This window comes from Streptomyces sp. MBT65, assembly GCF_016612545.1.
Taxonomy (GTDB): Bacteria; Actinomycetota; Actinomycetes; order Streptomycetales; family Streptomycetaceae; genus Streptomyces.
The window spans coordinates 16,725-34,366 of record NZ_JAENRY010000115.1 but is presented as its reverse complement, the minus strand read 5'-3'; the positions used below and the strand labels follow the sequence as shown (position 1 = coordinate 34,366).

Genomic DNA, 17,642 nt, shown 5'->3' with positions numbered 1-17,642 from the left:
CGGTTGGCCGAGCGACGATCTCGACCCGGCCCTCCCGCCCCGTATCGCCTTCGCCGGTGCCCGCCATCTCGTCCTCGCGGCGGCGACGCGTGCCCGACTCGCGGATCTCGCCTACGACTTCGGCCGCCTCGAAGCTCTGATGCACCAACTCGACCTGACCACCGTCCAGTTGGTGTGGCGGGAATCGGAGACCGTCTTCCATGTCCGCGACCCCTTCCCCGTCGGCGGCGTCGTCGAGGACCCGGCGACCGGGGCGGCGGCCGCCGCGTTCGGCGCGTCCGCGCGGGAACTCGGCCTCGTGCCCGAGGACGCCGTCCTCACCCTGCACCAGGGGTCGGCGGCGTCGTCGAGGACCTGGGCCGCCCCGGCGAACTCGCCGTGACGCTGCGCGCCGCCGACCCGGACACGGGGGTCGCCCGCGCGCAGCGTCACGGTGAGTTCGCCGGGGCGGCCCCCGTGTCCGGGTCGGCGGCGCGGGAACGCGCATCGGCTGAAGCGGCGGACGCGAGGGCATGGGGCGGGGGGACGGTCCGCGGAATGTCAGTGGCCCGTGGCACGATCCCGGGCATGACATCGATCGACGAAGCGCTCCTTCTCGAGACGGCCGCCGAACACGGCGTACCCGGCCCCGTCGTGCGGGAGTTGCTGGCCCGGTGCCGGCCCTGCCTCTACCTGGTGCAGGACAAGGAAGTGCCCGAGTCCCTCCGGGAACACGTGCGCCCCGCCGCCCGAACGGGCGGGCTCCCCGCACTGCCGGACGGGGTGGACTGGCCGGAGGGACGCGAGCCGCTCGTGCTGAGCGTCGACTGCGCCGCCCTGCCGCACGACGTCCTGGACATCGAACTCCCCACCGACGGCCACCTGTTGGTCTTCACCGAGATCTCGTACCCGCCCGAGTCGTCCGCGGTGGTGCACGTCCCCGCCGGGGTACGCACCACGGAGCGCCCCGCGACGTACGAATTCAGCGGTGAGACCTGGGAGACGAAGGTCTATGAACCACGCACCCTCTACCCCGTGCCCGGACTGAGCATCGAGCAGGACGGCGAAGGGGGCCCGCACACCGGCGCGTTCCTGGACGGCGACGGCGACGAGGACGCGCTGGACGCTTTCGAGGAAGCCGTCCTCGACCTGGCCTTCGGCGGGCGCCGCCCCGGCGCGTGCGTGCAGCTCGGTGGCTTCTCCGACCCGTGGGACATGGCACCGGACGAGGGCGACCTCGTCCTCTTCGCCCAACTGGCCGGACAGGCTGTCGACTACACGGTGTGCACCATGAACCTCATCGTGGGCACCAGGGAGGACATAGCCGCCGGACGGTATGCCGAGCTCCAGTACGACCAGCAGACCTGACCCTGTGGAGGGTGTTCACCGGGCGACCGCCCCGACGAGGTCGGCCGTCGCGTCCCACAGCCGGCCGGCCAGGGCCTGGTCGAGGCCGGCTTTTCCCGGTCGGCGCACGGTCGGGGAGCCCCGGAAGCCGCCCAGGCCGTCGGGGCCGATGTAGGCGTTGCCGGGGACGTCCTGGGTCGCGGCATAGAGCAGTGACAGCGCGCCGCGTTCGGGGGCGTTGGTGAGGAACGTGAAGCGGTTGACGACGTTCGACCGCGAGTGGGCCGCCAGCGAGGTGCGGGCGATGCCGGGGCTGGCGAGCACCGAGCGGACCGGGCTGCCCGCCGCGGTCAGCCGGCGCTGGAGTTCGAGCGAGAACAGGACGACCGCGAGCTTCGACGCCTGGTAGGCCTGCATCCCGTTGTGCTTGCGCGTGCGCCAGTCGAGGTCGGTCAGGTCGATCCTGCCCTGCTTGTGCAGTTCGCTGGTGACGTGCACCACGCGGTCGGTGAGGTGGTCGAGCAGTAGGGTGGTCAGGAGGAAGGGGCCGGTGTGGTTGGTGGCGGTCTGCACGTCGAGGCCGTCGGGGGTGCGCGCGGCGGGGATGTCCATCACGCCGGCGTTGTTGATCAGGATGTCGAGGTCGCCGGACCAGGCGTCGGCGAAGGCCCGTACGGAGGTCAGGTCCGACACGTCGAGCGGGCGGACCTCGAAGGCGCCGGGCAGGTCGGCGACGGCGTGCCGGGCCTTGTCGGTGTCGCGCACTCCCAGCACGACACGGGCACCGACGCGAGCGAGTTCGCGGGCCGTGATGAGGCCGAGGCCACGCCCGGCACCGGTGATCACCACCGTGCGTCCGGTCAGGTCCGGGAGGTCGTTCGCTGTCCAACTGGTCATGCTCGTCATGGGACTTGGCTCCGTGGTCGGGGGTTCGTGGGGCGCGGGTGTGGGGCATCGGCAAGCGGTGAGCGCATGTCCGACCGGATCTCCGACCAGATCTCGGACCGCATGTCCGACCGCTTCGCCAGTGAACCCACCCCAGCCCGCGCGCCGGAAGGACACCCGCAACCACTGAACGCCAGGTCGTGGTTAAGCCCCGCCCTATGCCCAACGATGAGGACCATGGACCACACGTTCGACCGCGCGTCCCTCGGCACCTTCCTGCGCACCCGGCGCACGGCCCTGCAACCGGAGGACGTCGGGCTGCGGCGCGGGCCGCGCCGGCGCGCTCCGGGCCTGCGCCGCGAGGAGGTGGCGGAGCTGTGCGACATGTCCGCCGACTACTTCGCCCGGCTGGAACGCGGTGACGGGCCCCAGCCCTCGGAGCAGATGCTCGCGGCCATCGCCCGCGGCCTGCGGCTGACCCCGGACGAGCGCGATCACCTGTTCCTGCTCGGCGGGTACCGAACTGCCCGCCGTGACCTACGACTTCAGCATGTGAGCCCCGGACTGCTGCGGGTCATGGACGGGTTGGCCGGCACCACCGCGCAGATCATGGGTCCGCTCGGGGAGACCCTGCTGCAGACCCCGTCGGCGGTGGCGCTGCTCGGCGAGCAGACCCGGTACACCGGCAACTCCCGCAGCGCGACCTACCGTTGGTTCACCGACCCGGTCGAGCGGGAGCGGTACGACCCCGAGGACCACGACACCAACAGCCGGACCAACGCCGCCCTGCTGCGCGCGGCCGCCACCCGGGACGGACCCGGCTCCCCGGCGGCCGGGCTGGCGGACGTGCTGCTGCGCGCCAGCGACGAGTTCGCCCGGCTGTGGGAGCGGCACGAGGTGGGCCTGCGCTGGAGCGAGACCAAGAGGTTCGTCCATCCTCGGGTCGGACGGCTGGACCTCTACTGCCAACTCCTCCTCGAACCGGACCAGGGCCAGTCGCTCCTCGTCTTCACCGCCACTCCGGGGACGGAAAGCCACGAGAAACTCGCCCTCCTGACCGTCCTCGGCACCGACCGGTTCGCCACCGGCGCCGGGTGATTCGGTGCCTCTCCCGGTGTGAAACGTGGTACTGAAGTGGCGAAAGCGCAGGTTGTTGCGACGGAATCGTCGCCTCCTGCCCACGGCGGTGGCTGATGTTCGACGGTTGAACGTAGGTCAACGAACTGGGCGGGCTCCCTTATCGGTCAGTCGGAACGTGACTGATTGTCGATGTGAGCCGTACTACGTCCGCCCGTCATGTGCCTGATGGGCAGGCCTCTGTCCGTATTGGGTGCGCCTTGTTCGCCCTTGGTCGGTTTCTCTTTGTGACGTGTCCGGAAGCGACCGACTCGTGGCCCATATCGCACAGTTGGGAGTCCCTGCAAGGCGCCGGGTTTCAGTCAACCTCGTATGGTGATCTTGGCTGAGATGGATCGACAAGTAGACAATATTTCGGGCAGGCGCCCAAGGGCGACGAACCACTGCCCGACGAACGACCTCCGGATCAAGCCGGACACGGAGGCAGCGTGCAGGAGGGGTTGTGGAACGCTATTTCACCAGCGGGTGGCACGAGGACCTGCGCCGACGCGTGCGCGAGTTCGCCGAACGCGAGGTACGTCCGCGGATAGCGGAGATGGAGACCTCGCGCACCGTGGCGCACGAGCTGTCCAGGCTCATCGCCCGGCAGGGCTGGATCGGCGTGACCATTGGGAAAGAGTACGGCGGAATGGGCGCCGGACACCTGGCCAAGACCATCACCATCGAAGAACTCGCCCGCGTGTGCGGTGCCATGGGAGCCATGGTTCAGGCCTCCCAGCTCGGTGTGGCAAAGATCATTCACTTCGGGAGCGACAAGCAGAAGCGGAAGTGGCTGCCCCGCATCGCCGCCGGTGAGTGCCTCCCGACCATCGCCGTCACCGAACCGGAGTCCGGCGGCCATGTGCTGGGGATGGGCAGCACCGCCGTCCGGGACGGTGACGACTACATCCTCAACGGCCGCAAGGTCTTCGTCGGCAACAGCCACGTCGGCGACGTACACGGCGTGGTCGTGCGGACCGGCGAGGGATCGAAGGGACTGTCGGCCTTCCTCGTCGAGTCCGACCGCCCCGGTTTCTCGCTCGGCGAGCAGGTACCCGCCATGGGGCTGCACGGCTTCAGCTTCGGCGAGATCATCTACGACAACTGCCGCATCCCGGCGGCGAATCTGCTCGGCGGCGAGGGCAAGGGCCTGGCCGTCGCCTACTCGTCGAGCATCCTCTACGGCCGCCCCAACCTCACGGCCGTCTCCCTCGGCATCCACCAGGCCACCTTCGAGGAGACGACGGCACTGTGCATCGAGCGTGAGCGCTTCGGGGCACCGCTGGGCGACCTCACCAACATCAAGCTCAAGCTGGGCCGGATGAAGTCCCGGCTGATGACGGCCCGGCTGGCCGCCTACCATGCCGTCCATCTCCTCGACCAAGGGCTGTCCTGCGACGCGGAGTTGATGAACGCCAAGCTCGTCAACGTCGAGGCGGCCGTCGACTCCGCCCGTGACAGCATGGAGATCCACGCCGCCAGCGGTCTGTTCACCGACCGCCCGGTGGAGCGCTATCTGCGCGACGCCCATCACATCTACGCCCCCGCCGGCACCTCCGACATCCAGCTGCTGAGGCTGGGCGAGGTGGCCCTCGGGACCGCCAAGGGCCAGTGGTCCGAGCGACTGGCCGACCTGGTGCGGACCGTCCAACCCCAGCGCCGTCTGGGGCAGTTGGAGACGGCCGGCCAGGCGGGCTGAACACCGGGGAGCCACGGACACAGCGTCGTGCCCGCGGCTCCCGTACGAACTTCCTCCGCCCCGCCGTCCGTCGAGGCCGCGGGCTCAGATCCCGCCCCGGGTCTCCATCGTGTGGAGCCGGTCGACCAGTTGCTGCGCCAGCGACTTGATCGTCGCCAGACCCTCGCGCCCCCACGGGTGGGTGTCCGTGTCGACCACGCAGATCGTGCCCAGGGCCATGCCCGTCTTCCAGTCGATCAGCGGCGCGCCCATGTACGAGCGGATGCCTATCTCGTCCACGACGCTGTTCCCCGCGAACCGCGGGTAGTCGCAGACGTCCTCCAGGACCAGCGCCTTCTTCCGCACGACGACGTGCGGGCAGTACCCCTGATCACGCGTCATCGTCCGGCCGACCTCCGGCACCTCGTCCGGCGCCAGTTGGACGCCCGGACGGCCACCGGCGTACAGACCGGCGAAGTACTGGCGGTTCTCGTCGATGAAGTTGACCATCGAGAAGGGCGCGCCCGTGACCTGCGCCAGGTTGCGGGCGAACTCGTCGAACTCCGCGATCGGCGCGTCCCCGAGGCCGAGTTCACGCAGCCGCGCCACCCGGGCGGCCGCCTCCCGGTCCTCGGGAGTCAGCAGCAGATGGCTGGTCGGGTCGTACGAGTTCTGGGTGGAGTAGGGAACCGGGGCTGACATGCAGGCTCCATTCGGTCGCGGCGAGCGGGGCTCAGCGCGACGGGTAAAGCTCCGCGGGCGGGGTGCCGGGAGTCGAGGCGAGCAGATGCTGTACGAGGGCGATCAACACGCGGGTACCGGAGTTGCACTGCCGCGCGTCGCACATCACGACGGGTACGTCGGGCTTGAGGTCGAGGGCCGCGCGGATCTCGTCGGACTCGTAGTGGTACGAGCCGTCGAACTCGTTGACGGCCACGATGAAGCCGATGCCCCGCCGTTCGAAGAAGTCGACGGCGGCGAAGCAGTGGTCCAGTCTTCGGGTGTCCGCGAGCACCACGGCGCCCAGGGCCCCGTTGGACAACTCGTCCCACATGAACCAGAACCGCTCCTGCCCGGGCGTACCGAACAGATAGAGCACGTGCTCCTTGTCCAGGGACATCCGGCCGAAGTCCATCGCCACGGTGGTGGTCGACTTGTCCTCGATGCCCACCAGGCTGTCGGTGCGGGCACTGACGGAGGTCAGGAGTTCCTCGGTGCTCAGCGGCTCGATCTCGCTGACCGCTCCGACGAACGTGGTCTTGCCGACCCCGAAGCCCCCGGCGATCAGGATCTTCAGGGCTGTGGGAAAGGGGTCAGAGCCGCTTACGTAGTCCATGCAGCACCGCCTCCAGGAGGTTTCGATCGGTCGGGGAGGCCGCCTCGACGGCACGCGGCGAGCGCAGCGAGAGCGCCTGGTGCGTCACGAGGTCGGAGAGCAGAACTTTGGTGATCACGGCGGGCAGCCGCAGATGCGCGGCCACCTCGGCGACCGAGATGGGTGCGTCGCACAGGGTGAGGACCTGGTCGTAGTCGGGTCCCAGATAGCTCTGTGGCCGGGTACCGGTGGCCATCACCAGGGTGAGCAGGTCGAAGTGCGCCGAGGGACGGGTACGACCGTTACTGACCGTGTACGGCCGTACTAACCGCCCTGCTTCGTCGTCGAGCCACGACCCGTCCTCCGCGTCCGGCATGGTCAGCGCCTCGGATCCATCGACGAGCCGGCCCCCTGCTGTCGGACCGGCGTGGCGAGGTACGGGCGGACGCTCTTGACCAGCATGGCCATCTCGTAACCGAGGACGGCCGCGTCGGCCTCCCGGTCGGCCAGCACGGCAAGACAGGCACCGGAGCCCGCGGCGCACACGAACAGCAGCGCGCTGTCCAGCTCCACGACCACCTGCCGTACGTCGGCGCCCTGGGCGAACTGCGCGCCCGCGCTGCGGGCGAGCGAGTGCAGACCGGACGCCAGGGCGGCCAGATGCTCGGCCTCGGCCGTCGTATCCAGCCCGTCGGCGGCCTTCGCGAGGCCGTCCGTGCTCAGCAGCACTGCGCTGCGGGTATAAGGGACCCTCTGGACGAGTCCCGCCAGGAGCCAGTCGAGGTTCTGCTGGCCGGCGTGCATGTCGCTCACGGTGGCGTTCTTCTCCTTCGTGCGAGTAACGGAGCCTGCGGTCAGCGAGCGCTGTCAGTGGGAGGCTCGTCGGGTTCGTTGTCGGCGAGGCTGACTCCGCGCCGGAACATGGCCATCAGTCCCGGATCGTGCTCGACCTCTTGCTCCTCGGTCTTGCGCGGGGCCGGACCGTCCCGCAGCTCCGCCACGAGGTGCTCCTGGGCGTGCCGCTGGGGCAGCTGCGGCCGCTCGTCGCGGGACTCCCTGCCGTACGGCACCGACCCGCGCTCACGCGGCGCCGCCTGTTCCACGGTCCTGGGGTACTGCTGCTGTCGCTGCTGGGGGTGCGGGTGCACGACGGGCATCGGCGCGTTCCCCGAGCGGGCCGGGGGCAGCGGCTGACGGAACGTGGGCGGCGGGGCGGCCGGCTGGCCGGGCGAAGCCTGTACGGCCGTGTGGTGGGCCGGGGCGACCTGGGCCGGCCGGGACATGTCGGCGATCGCCTGATGCTGTGCCTGGGCGGGTATCTCCCCGGGCTCGTCACCCATCAGACCGCGCGGGATGACCAGGATCGCCTGGATACCGCCGTAGATGTTGCTCTGCAGCCGGACCGCGATGCCGTGCCTGCGGGCCAGCGCGGACACCACGTACAGGCCGATACGGCCGTCCGCGAGCAGCTTGCTGATGTCGATCCGGTCCGGCTCGGCGAGCAGGGTGTTGATACGGGCCTGCTCCTGCGTGGGCATGCCCAGTCCGCGGTCCTCGACCTCGACGGCGAGACCGGCGGTGACGCGCTGGGCGCGCATCAGCACCTGGGTCTGCGGCTCGGAGAACGTCGTGGCGTTCTCGACGAGTTCGGCCAGCAGGTGGATGACGTCGGCCACGGCGTGGCCGCGCAGCGTGCCCTCGATCGGGGGGACCAGCTTGACCCGGGAGTAGTGCTCGACCTCGGCGATCGAGGAACGCAGCACCTCGGTCAGCGTCACCGGGCGGGTCCACTGGCGGCGGGACACCGAACCGCCGAGGACGGCCACGTTCTCCGCGTGGCGGCGGATACGGGTCGCGAGGTGGTCGACGTGGAAGAGACCCTTGAGGAGCTCCGGGTCCTCGACCTCGTTCTCCAGCTGGTCGAGCATGTTGATCGCGCGGTGCACCAGGGACTGCAGACGCCGGGCGAGGTTGACGAAGACCTCGACGCGCTCCTCGCTGTCCGGCGCGGAGGCCCGGGCGAACTGCGCGGTCTGCGCGACGACGGTACGGGCCTGCCACAGGCCCACGCCTATCTCGTACGTGAGCCGACCGAGCGGGTCGTTCCCCGACGGCGGCTGGTGCGTGAACGGCACCTGCTCGATCAACTCGCCCCGCTCCAGGCGCTGCAGGACGTCCTGCAGATCGGCCTGTCCGGTGGCGACCGTGTGGCGCAGCGACGCGTACTGCTTGGAGATCCCCGCGGCCTCGGTGCGCCCGAGCCGGACGCCTGCGGCCAGGATGCCGCAGCCGAGGACGGCGGCGACGGCGAGCACCGTCCAGGTGGTCCCGTCGGCGAAGCCGCTCTGGGTGCGGAGCACGATCAGGACGACGGCGGCGGCGAGGATCGCCATCGCCGCGGCGGGCAGAACGGCGAGCCGGACGGTGCGCGACCGAGTGGCCGAATCCGACGGTCCGTCCTGGACGGACGTCCTGGCGTGTCTGTTTCGCGCGGAGCCCGATCCCGTCGTTCGATCGGGCTCCGAGGGCACAGCATAGGAGGGGATTTCGGGCATCGGAGTCCTCTCGATCAACCGGGTGGGACACACGGCGCGCAGCGCTCATTAACCGTCAAGTCCGGTAAGGAATGCGACAGTTAACGGTCAGCCACCCTACGCCACCATCCTTAATGCGGTGTAATCACGTCACCGCAGACGCCCGACCTGGCCTGCTGAAACGGTTCTCTGGTGCTTCCTATGAAGAGAACGGGGTTCGATCGCGCGGCATAGGACCCATTTGCCGCATCCCGCAACGTGCCGGAAACGCAGAGTTGGCACGACTGTTGTCTGTGGAGGCCGAAAAGTTTGCCCTGCAAGACGGCTACGGACGGCGGAGCCGACGGCGCTCGGCACCCAACTGTGTGAAGAGGTCGAGGAGTTGTGGTGTGTCCACGGTGGCTGGATTCACCACCCCCTCGGCCGGGGCTCCCTGGAGCAGTCGCTTGACGGGGACTTCGAGTCTTGCCGGTACGGGTGTGCGGGATCGCCGGGGCTTCGAGGATCTCGTCGGGGACGTGGTGGGGTTCCGCGCCGGTGCGGATCGCGTCGCGGACGCGGTCACGGAGGGCGTCGTCCAGCTCGGCGCCGGCCGTGAGGACGACGAACAGCGGCATCCAGTAGCCGCCGTCCGGTTACTCCGCCCCGATGACCAACGCCGCGGCGATCTCGGGCAGTTGCTCCACGACGCCATGGATGTCGGCGCTGCCCAGCCGTACCCCGTGCCGGTTGAGGGTGGAGTCGGAACGGCCGTGGACGATCACGGAGCCGTGCGAGGTGCGGGTGATCCAGTCGCCGTGCCGCCAGACACCCGGGTAGGTGGAGAAGCACGCCTCGCGGTAGCGAGTGCCGTCGGGGTCGTTCCAGAAGCACAGCGGCATCGACGGCATGGGCCGGGTGACGACGAGTTCTCCGACCCGGTCGACCAGCGGGAGGCCCTCGGCGTCGTGGGCGGCCAGTGCCACGCCCAGGTGGGGCACGGACAACTCACCTGCCCGGACAGGGGTGTTCGGGGCACTGCCGGCGAACCCCGAGACCACGTCGGCGCCGCCGCTGGTGGAGGCGAGCTGGACGTGTGCGCCGAGGTGCTCGCCGACCCAGGGGAGGGCGGAGCCGGTGCAGCCGACGACGCGGATCGAGGAGAGGTCCTGCGCCACCGCGGACCCGGCCACCTCCACTCCGCCCGCGGCCTGGCCCCCCGCGCCCTGCGCGACCTGGCGGCCGGTGTCGCCTCCGGCCGCTTCACCGTCACCGACCCGACCGTGGCCGTCGCCGCGTTGGGGGTTCTCTGCTCGCGCTGCTCGAACTGCGCTTCGCCGAGCCGGACTTGGACGGCGAGGAAGCGGCCTCGAACCTCGCCGAGATGCTGCTGCCCATGCTCGGCGTCGCGCCGGACGACGCACACGACGTGGCCCGGCGCGCGTTGCCCGACCTGGGAGCCTGACCGGCCGTCACGACAAGGCCCTCTTACTTGCCGAGCTCTTCCCTTCCCCTGGTGAACCTCACCGGCTCCTTTCACCTCTACGACATGTAGTGGAGGTTGCCCCGGCGTGAACAGCCGACCGGCGGGGACGGAGCGAGGAGAAGGACAGCATGGACGACGGTCCCCGGGGCGGCGGTGGGCTCCCGCTGAGGCAGCGCGACACGGTGCCCTCGACGGCGGGCCCGCGATGGGCCCGGCCGCCCGCGACCGAGCCCGCCGCGCCGCAGCAACTGCACCGGGGGATGACACTGATCGCCGCGATCAGCCTGTTCATCGGCACCCGTGACGCCTGGACGAGGGCGATGGCATCGCATCCGCCCGTCGCCGCGATCATCTCCGTCTGCTACGCCGGGATCCTCGTCGCGGGCGTCCTGGCCCTCACCTCCCGCACCCGGCGCGCCCTGACCCGGGTGGACGCGGGCGTCCTGGCGCTCGCCGTCGCACTCGTCCTGTGCGGCTACTGGCTCAACCACGCCGGCACCGACGAGGGCGTGCTCACCGCGCAGGCCGCGACCCAGATCCTGCACGGACACCCCGTCTACGGCCAGCCCTGGCCCTGGCTGTTCGACAGATCCTCGGTCGGCATCACCAAGACCATGTCGGGCGGCGCCGACTACACCTACGGCTATCCACCCCTGACCGCGCTGCTCGCCGCGCCCGTCCACGCCGTGATCCACTCGACGGCCGCCGCCACCCTCGTCACCACCGGCGCGCTGCTGGCGGGCGCCGTCCTGCTGTGGCGGCTGCTCCCGGCCCCCTGGCGCTCGGGTGCCACCGCCGTGTGCCTCGGCTTCGGCTTCCTGCCCGGCTACGCGTACTCCGGCTACCCCGCCGTCCTCGCCCTGGTGCTCCTGATCCCGGTGGTGGTCCGCTGGCCCGACACCGGAGTCGGCGGCCGGCTCGGACTCCCCGGAGTGCTCCAGGCCCTCTGCCTCGGCGCGGCCTGCGCCACCCAGCAACTCGCCTGGTTCCTCACGCCGTTCCTCCTCGTCGGCCTCTACGCCGTCCGGCGCGGCGACCTCGGCCCCCGGCTCGCCCTCGGCGTGGTCGCCCGCTACACCGGCACCGCCGCCCTCACCTGGGCCGCGATCAACGCCTACTTCGCCACCCAGGACTTCCCCACCTGGCTGCACGGCCTGCTGCTCCCGCTCACCCAGAAGGCGATCCTGCACGGCCAGGGCCTGATGGGGATCTCGTACTACTTCACCGCGGGCAGCCGACATCTCGACTACTACTCCTACGGCAGCATCCTGCTCCTGTGCGGCCTGCTCGCCGCCACGCTGCTCTTCGTACGACGGCTGGGCCCGGCGATCACCGTGCTGCCCTGGCTGAGCTTCTACCTGGCCACCCGGTCCCAGGACGGCTACTTCCTGATGATGACCCCGCTGTGGCTCGCGGCGGCCGCCACCGTCCCCGCCGCCGCGCTCGCCTCGGCCTGGCAGCCCCGCATCCCGCACCTGACCGGACATCGGGCCAGGGCCGTCCTCGCGGCGGGGCTCCTCGCGCCCGCCGTGGTGTGCGCGACGGTCGCCGCGGCCAGTGCGCCGCCGCTGCGGATGAACGTCACACCGAGCTTCGCGGAGCGGTCCGGGCATCGGGACATCACCCGCCTCGTGGTCCGGGTCGTCAACGTCACAGGCACCCGGCTCACCCCGCACTTCGCCAGCCGGCTCGGACAGGGCGCCTCCGACTGGTGGACCGCCTCCGGCGGCCCGGCGTCCCTCGCCCCGCACGCCTCCACGACCTACGTCGTGACACCGCCCGGCGGTGTCCGGCGGGTGCCGGGCGGGTCGCATCCCCGCTTCTATCTCATCGCCGTGACCGGTACCCCGATGACCATCACCACCGCGCGGATTCCGATCAGTTGACCGACTTTGACGTAAAAGGATATCCCGTAAATGAGAAAGGACCTGCGAGGTTCTCATCTGAGATTGTTATATTGCGCAACCACACAAGTGAGACGGGAACCCCGCCTCACTCGACCCGACACGGCCGCGCGCCCCTGGCCGCAGCATCGAACGGCCTGAACGGCCCGACCGTTATGTGGGAGTGCCAGATGAGCGACCTCGGGGACGGCCCCGTGGGCCATGCCACGCGCAGCCGCACACGAGGGGTGCCCAGGCCGAGAGCGGGTGAGGCCGACGAGCCGCTGCCCACCGGTGGCCGGGCAGCCGCCCGCGCCGCGGCCCGGCAGGCCCCGCGCGGCGGATCCCGCGCGCACGGCGGTCGTGCCGCCTCGCGCCGCCGCGCCAAGGAGACCCCGCGCGGCAAGCGGGTGCTGAAGATCAGCGCGATATCCCTGTCGGTGATCATCCTGGGGACCGCGGGTGTCGGCTGGTGGTTCTACGAGCACCTGAACGGCAACATCAACAGCGTCGCGATCGACGACGGCGCGGGCGGCAAGGAGAAGGCCGACGCCTTCGGCCGCACACCGATCAACCTCCTCGTGATGGGCAGCGACGCCCGCTCCAGCGCGACCGACTGCAAGCTCGGCGGCGGCTGCTCGACGACGGGCGTGCAGACCGGGAACGGCAACGCGGACGTGGAGATGGTGGTCCACATCTCCGCCGACCGCTCGAACGCCACCGTGATGAGCATCCCCCGCGACACCATGACCCAGGTCCCCGCCTGCAAGGACCCGGACAGCAACCAGTCGACGGCCGGCTACTACGGCCAGATCAACAGCGCGCTGCAGTACGGCCAGGAGTGCCAGGTCAAGACCGTGCACCAGCTCACCGGCATCACCATCGACCACTTCGTGCAGATGGACTTCTCCGGTGTGGTGAAGATGTCCGACGCGGTCGGCGGCGTCTCGGTGTGCGTGAACGCCGACGTCTACGACACCTACTCGCACCTGAAGCTCGCCAAGGGCACCCACACCCTCAAGGGCAACGCGGCCCTCGAGTTCGTCCGCTCCCGGCACGGCTTCGGCGACGGCAGCGACCTCGGCCGTACCGTCTCCCAGCATCTGTTCCTGAGCGCGATGATCCGCAAGTTCAAGAGCGCGGGCACCCTCACCGACCCCACGGCGGTCTACAACCTGGCCGACGCCGCCACCAAGGCGCTCACGGTGGACACCGGCCTCGGCTCCGTCAAGAAACTCATCGGGCTCGCCGCGGACCTCGACAAGGTCCCCACGAAGCGCATGACGTTCACCACGATGCAGACCGGCGCCGACCCGAGCAACGCCGACCGGGTCGTCCCCGCCGCCGCGGCGAAGAGCCTGTTCGCGACGATCGCCAACGACCAGTCGCTGACCACCTCTTCGGGCAAGAAGTCCACGGCGGCCACCGCGACCGCCACGGCCGTGGCCGTACCCGCCGCGCAGATCGCGGTGACGGTGGAGAACGGCACCAGCATCAGCGGACGAGCCTCCACGGTCGCCACCTCCTTGATAAGCGGCGGCTTCAGCTCCGGCACCACGACCGGCAACGCCTCCGTCAGCGCCACCACGACCACGCTCACCTACGGCCCGGACCAGAAGGCCGAGGCCCAGACGGTGGCCGGGGCGCTCGGCCTCGCCTCCTCGCACCTCAAGCAGGGCACCAGCACCGGCCTGACCCTGGTGATCGGCACGGACTGGCCCAGCGGTACGACCTACCCCGGCGCCACCTCGTCCCCGGCCCCCGCCGACACCAAGGCGGCCACGTCCAACGCCCAGGCCTCGACCGCCGACCAGTCGAAGTCCTGCGCCAAGGTCAGCACCTTCAAGACGGTCAGCCTGAACGGCGTCGCGATGACCCCGACCCAGGCCTACCGACTGGCGACGAACAAGAAGGACTCGGCGTCCTGACCGACGACTAGCGCGTGGCGGCGGTCCAGGTGATGTGCGGGGGATCGACCCGCGCGCACAGCGGACCGCCGTTCGCGTCGGTCAGACCGAGCCGGCCGATCAGCAGACCGTCGCGCGCGGCGGCCGCCAGGACGTCCTCGGGCACGGAGTCGAGCATGAGCTTGGCGCGCCGGAACATGGTGAAGAGCCCGGCATCGTCGACCGTCCCCCACGAGAGATAGACGAACCGCAGGCCCATCCGGTGCTGCATATAAGGGCCCTTGACCACGATGCCGTCCGGCGTCTCCTCCGTCGTGCACTCCAGCGTCCAGCTCGCGGACGCGGCGTCCCCCGGCTGCGGTTCGAGGAGTTCGGCCGGCCGGTCCCGGCGCTGCACGGCGACATGGACGTCGTCGTACCTCGCGACGGGCTTGTCGGCGGGGGCGGGAAAGGTACGGCCGGGCAGGTCTACGGCGTCGATGCGGAGGTGCATACGGGCCATCATGCCGGGTCCGCCCTCCGTACCCTCAGTCGATCAAGGGGAAGTGGCAGGCGGTGTGCCGACCGGAGGCCGTCATCGTCAACCGGGGCCGTTCCGTGGCGCAGAGCTCACGCGCGTACGGACAGCGGGTGCGGAACGGGCACCCCGTCGGCTTGTCCACCGGGTTGGGCACCTCGCCGGTGAGCACGATCCGTTCCCGACGCGGTGTGTCCGCACCGTCGTCGATGTCCGGGACCGCCGACAACAACGCCTGCGTGTAAGGGTGCGCGGGATCCTTGTACAGCGCCTCCGTCTCGGCGAGTTCGACGATCTCCCCGAGATACATGACCGCGATCCGGTCCGACACATGGCGGACCACCCCGAGGTCGTGCGCGATGAACACGTACGTGAGCGCGAACTCCTCCTGGAGATCAGCGAACAGGTTCAACACCTGTGCCTGGATGGACACATCGAGCGCGGACACCGGTTCGTCGGCGACGATCAGCTTCGGGTTGGTCGCCAACGCCCGCGCGATCCCGATGCGTTGCCGCTGACCACCGGAGAACTCGTGCGGATACCGGTCCAGATGGGCCGCCGCCAGTCCTACGACGTCGAAGAGCTCGGCGACCCGACGGCGCACCGAGGCACCGTCGCCGTAGCGGTGCACGAGCAGCGGCTCCGCCACGATGTCCCCGGCGCGACGGCGCGGGTTCAGCGAGGCCTGCGGGTCCTGGAACACCAGTTGCATCCCCGGCCGTACGGGACGCAGCCGGCGCGTGGACAGCGTGCTGATGTCCTGGCCGTCGAACTCGACCCGCCCGCCGGTGAGTTCGGTGAGCCGGACCAGGCAGCGGCCGAGCGTGGACTTGCCGCACCCCGACTCGCCGACGATGCCGAGCGTCTCACCGCCGCGCACCTCCAGCGACACCCCGTCCACGGCGCGGAGCACCTTGCGGCGCGTGGAGAACCCGTCCGCGCGCAGGGGGTAGTGCTTGGTGACGTCCGAGGCGCGCAGCAGCACCTCTGCCGTCGTCGATCGCGCGCTCACGGTGTCGCCTCTCGGTCCAGGTCCGGTACGTCGCTCGCCGCGGCCCGTGCCGTCAGGCGCAGCGAGCCGCGGTCGTCGTCGGGCAGCCAGCAGGCATCGCGGTGCGCGCTCTCACCGAAGTCCTTCAACACCGGCCGCTCCTCGCACCGTTCGTGCCGCAACCGGCACCGGGGTGCGAACGCGCACCCCTCCGGCAGGCTCCCCGGTGCGACCGGCATCCCCGCGATGGTGGGCAGCCGCCGCAGCCGGGGCCCGCCCACCCGGGGCACCGAGTCCAGCAGCCCCCAGGTGTACGGATGGCGCGGTCCGTGGAACACCGCACGGCGCGGGCCCTCCTCGGCCGCCCGGCCGCCGTACATGACGAGGACCCGGTCGGCGATCTGCGAGATGACGCCCATGTCGTGCGTGATGAGGACGACCGCCGAGCCATCCGCGTTCAACTCCCGCATCAGGTCGAGTATTTGGGCCTGCACGGTGACGTCCAGCGCCGTGGTCGGCTCGTCGGCGATCAGCAGCGCGGGGCCGCAGGAGAGGGCCATCGCGATGACCGCGCGCTGGCGCATGCCGCCGGAGAACTCGTGCGGGTACGCGTTCGCCCGGGAGGCCGCGTCGGGGATGCCGACGTCGGAGAGCAGCCGGACGGCACGCTCGTGCGCCTCCTTGCGGGAGACCTTCTCGTGCGCCCGGATCTGCTCGGCGATCTGCCAGCCCACCGTGTACACGGGGGTGAGCGCGGTCATCGGGTCCTGGAAGACCATGGCGATCTCCCGGCCCCGTACCGCCCGCATCTCCTTGTCGGGGAGCGTGAGCAAGTCCCGGCCACGGAAGTGGACTTGGCCCTCGACGGTCACGTTCGGACTCGTCAGCAGACGCAGCACGGCCAGCATCGAGACGCTCTTGCCCGAGCCCGACTCGCCCACCACACCCAGGATCTCGCCGGGGTCCACGGAGAAGGACAGGCCGTCGACGACGGTGACGGAGCCTCGGCGGGTGCGGAAGGACACCCTCAAGTCGCGTACGTCCAGCAGGGGTTGGTCAGGCATGGCGGGCCCTCGGGTCGAGTCGGGCGTACAGGATGTCCACCAGCGCGTTGGCGAGGACCACGAAGAACGCCGCGTACAGGACGGTGCCCATGATCACGGGCAGGTCCAGGTTCTGGAGGGCGTCGAAGGTGAGCTTGCCGATGCCGGGGAGGCCGAAGACCACCTCGGTCAGCAGTGCGGCCCCGCCGACCAACGCGCCGAAGTCCAGGCCGAACAGAGACACGATCGGGATCAGCGAGCAGCGCAGCGCGTGCCGGATCAGGATGCGCCGCTCGGAGAGGCCCTTGGCGCGGGCGGTACGGACGTAGTCCTCGTTCAGCGCGCTGACGACCTCGCCGCGCAGCAGCCGGGCGTAGATCCCGGCGTACAGCAGCGCGAGGGTCAGCCAGGGGAAGAGGAGGTGCAGGGCCCACTGGCCGGGGTCGTGGCTCAGGTCGACGTAGCCCGGTGGTGGTACCCAGGAGAACACCGAACTGTGCAGCTGCTTCTGGGTGATGAGGTTGACGACCTCGCCGAGCCAGTAGGCCGGTAGCGAGACCCCGACCACCCCGACGAGCATGATCAGCGGGTCGGCCGCCTTTCCGCGCAACGCCGCCGCGGCCGTGCCCATGATGATGCCGGCCGTCATCCAGATCAGCGCGGCGCCGACGACGAGCGACAGGGTCACCGGGGTGGCCTGCACGATCTGCGGGATGACGCGGGAGCCGCGGTTGACGAACGACTCCAGGTCACGGTCGATCAGCAGGTGCCGCATCATCAGCAAGTAGCGGACGGGCATGGGCCGGTCGAGGCCGAAGGAGTGCCGGACCTGGGCGAGTGTCGCCGGGTCGGCATTGCGCCCGGCGATGCGCGCGGCGGGGTCGACTCCCGGTGTGGCGAAGAAGATCAGGAAGACCAGCACACTGATCGCGAACATCACCAGCAGGGCGGACGCGAAGCGTTTGACGATGAACCGGAGCAT

15 protein-coding genes and 3 pseudogenes are annotated in these 17,642 nt (G+C 70.3%); 7 read left to right on the top strand and 11 right to left on the bottom strand.

Annotation, left to right across the window (positions count from 1 at the left end):
* Positions 1 to 494: pseudogene (locus tag JHN63_RS25650) on the top strand (PhzF family phenazine biosynthesis protein); the annotation flags it as partial.
* Positions 495 to 567: 73 nt separating this feature from the next.
* Positions 568 to 1,347 (top strand): DUF1963 domain-containing protein, encoded by a 780-nt coding sequence (locus JHN63_RS25645; protein ID WP_234477685.1) that lies wholly within the window; start codon positions 568 to 570, stop codon positions 1,345 to 1,347.
* 15 nt (positions 1,348 to 1,362) lie between these two features.
* Here JHN63_RS25645 and JHN63_RS25640 read toward each other — a convergent pair whose 3' ends face one another.
* On the bottom strand, positions 1,363 to 2,232 hold the full coding sequence (locus JHN63_RS25640) for an SDR family NAD(P)-dependent oxidoreductase (protein ID WP_200684694.1): 870 nt from the start codon (positions 2,230 to 2,232) through the stop codon (positions 1,363 to 1,365).
* Between the two features lie 207 nt (positions 2,233 to 2,439).
* Between JHN63_RS25640 and JHN63_RS25635 the strand changes: the two genes are divergently transcribed.
* On the top strand, positions 2,440 to 3,309 hold the full coding sequence (locus tag JHN63_RS25635) for a helix-turn-helix transcriptional regulator (protein ID WP_200684686.1): 870 nt from the start codon (positions 2,440 to 2,442) through the stop codon (positions 3,307 to 3,309).
* A gap of 481 nt (positions 3,310 to 3,790) precedes the next feature.
* Entirely contained in the window at positions 3,791 to 5,026 is a 1,236-nt protein-coding gene (locus JHN63_RS25630) for an acyl-CoA dehydrogenase family protein (RefSeq protein ID WP_200684684.1), read from the top strand.
* Positions 5,027 to 5,110: 84 nt separating this feature from the next.
* Here JHN63_RS25630 and JHN63_RS25625 read toward each other — a convergent pair whose 3' ends face one another.
* The 6 genes and pseudogenes from JHN63_RS25625 to JHN63_RS25600 form a co-directional block, all read right to left on the bottom strand.
* The gene (locus JHN63_RS25625; RefSeq protein ID WP_200684676.1) at positions 5,111 to 5,707 is read right to left on the bottom strand and encodes a GAF domain-containing protein; all 597 of its coding nucleotides are present in this window, start codon (positions 5,705 to 5,707) and stop codon (positions 5,111 to 5,113) included.
* A 31-nt stretch (positions 5,708 to 5,738) separates the two neighbouring features.
* A complete protein-coding gene (locus JHN63_RS25620; RefSeq protein WP_043677399.1) occupies positions 5,739 to 6,341 on the bottom strand; it encodes an ATP/GTP-binding protein in 603 nt (200 codons plus the stop codon).
* Positions 6,319 to 6,696, bottom strand: coding sequence for a DUF742 domain-containing protein (locus JHN63_RS25615; RefSeq protein WP_200684674.1), 378 nt, complete (start codon positions 6,694 to 6,696; stop codon positions 6,319 to 6,321). Before JHN63_RS25615 ends, JHN63_RS25620 begins: the two co-directional genes overlap by 23 nt.
* A gap of 2 nt (positions 6,697 to 6,698) precedes the next feature.
* Positions 6,699 to 7,124, bottom strand: coding sequence for a roadblock/LC7 domain-containing protein (locus JHN63_RS25610; RefSeq protein ID WP_200684713.1), 426 nt, complete (start codon positions 7,122 to 7,124; stop codon positions 6,699 to 6,701).
* A 50-nt stretch (positions 7,125 to 7,174) separates the two neighbouring features.
* The gene (locus JHN63_RS25605) at positions 7,175 to 8,713 is read right to left on the bottom strand and encodes a sensor histidine kinase KdpD (RefSeq protein ID WP_234477676.1); all 1,539 of its coding nucleotides are present in this window, start codon (positions 8,711 to 8,713) and stop codon (positions 7,175 to 7,177) included.
* A 466-nt stretch (positions 8,714 to 9,179) separates the two neighbouring features.
* Positions 9,180 to 10,005 (bottom strand): annotated as a pseudogene (locus tag JHN63_RS25600) (acetoacetate--CoA ligase); the annotation flags it as partial.
* Between JHN63_RS25600 and JHN63_RS54795 the strand changes: the two are divergent.
* The 3 genes and pseudogenes from JHN63_RS54795 to JHN63_RS25585 all read left to right on the top strand — a co-directional run.
* A pseudogene (locus JHN63_RS54795) lies at positions 9,940 to 10,077 on the top strand (hypothetical protein); the annotation flags it as partial. The pseudogenes JHN63_RS25600 and JHN63_RS54795 overlap by 66 nt on opposite strands.
* Positions 10,078 to 10,447: 370 nt before the next feature.
* Positions 10,448 to 12,205 (top strand): hypothetical protein, encoded by a 1,758-nt coding sequence (locus JHN63_RS25590; protein ID WP_200684670.1) that lies wholly within the window; start codon positions 10,448 to 10,450, stop codon positions 12,203 to 12,205.
* A 188-nt stretch (positions 12,206 to 12,393) separates the two neighbouring features.
* Positions 12,394 to 14,130, top strand: a complete 1,737-nt coding sequence (locus JHN63_RS25585) for an LCP family protein (RefSeq protein ID WP_234477675.1) — start codon at positions 12,394 to 12,396, stop codon at positions 14,128 to 14,130.
* A 7-nt stretch (positions 14,131 to 14,137) separates the two neighbouring features.
* Here JHN63_RS25585 and JHN63_RS25580 read toward each other — a convergent pair whose 3' ends face one another.
* The 4 genes from JHN63_RS25580 to JHN63_RS25565 are packed head-to-tail and all read right to left on the bottom strand — an operon-like array spanning position 14,138 to position 17,642.
* On the bottom strand, positions 14,138 to 14,602 hold the full coding sequence (locus JHN63_RS25580; RefSeq protein WP_234477674.1) for a DUF5990 family protein: 465 nt from the start codon (positions 14,600 to 14,602) through the stop codon (positions 14,138 to 14,140).
* A gap of 34 nt (positions 14,603 to 14,636) precedes the next feature.
* On the bottom strand, positions 14,637 to 15,611 hold the full coding sequence (locus JHN63_RS25575; protein ID WP_200684711.1) for an ABC transporter ATP-binding protein: 975 nt from the start codon (positions 15,609 to 15,611) through the stop codon (positions 14,637 to 14,639).
* A gap of 23 nt (positions 15,612 to 15,634) precedes the next feature.
* A complete protein-coding gene (locus tag JHN63_RS25570) occupies positions 15,635 to 16,681 on the bottom strand; it encodes an ABC transporter ATP-binding protein (protein ID WP_200684666.1) in 1,047 nt (348 codons plus the stop codon).
* Positions 16,674 to 17,642, bottom strand: a complete 969-nt coding sequence (locus tag JHN63_RS25565) for an ABC transporter permease (protein ID WP_200684664.1) — start codon at positions 17,640 to 17,642, stop codon at positions 16,674 to 16,676. The genes JHN63_RS25570 and JHN63_RS25565 overlap by 8 nt, the downstream gene beginning before the upstream one ends.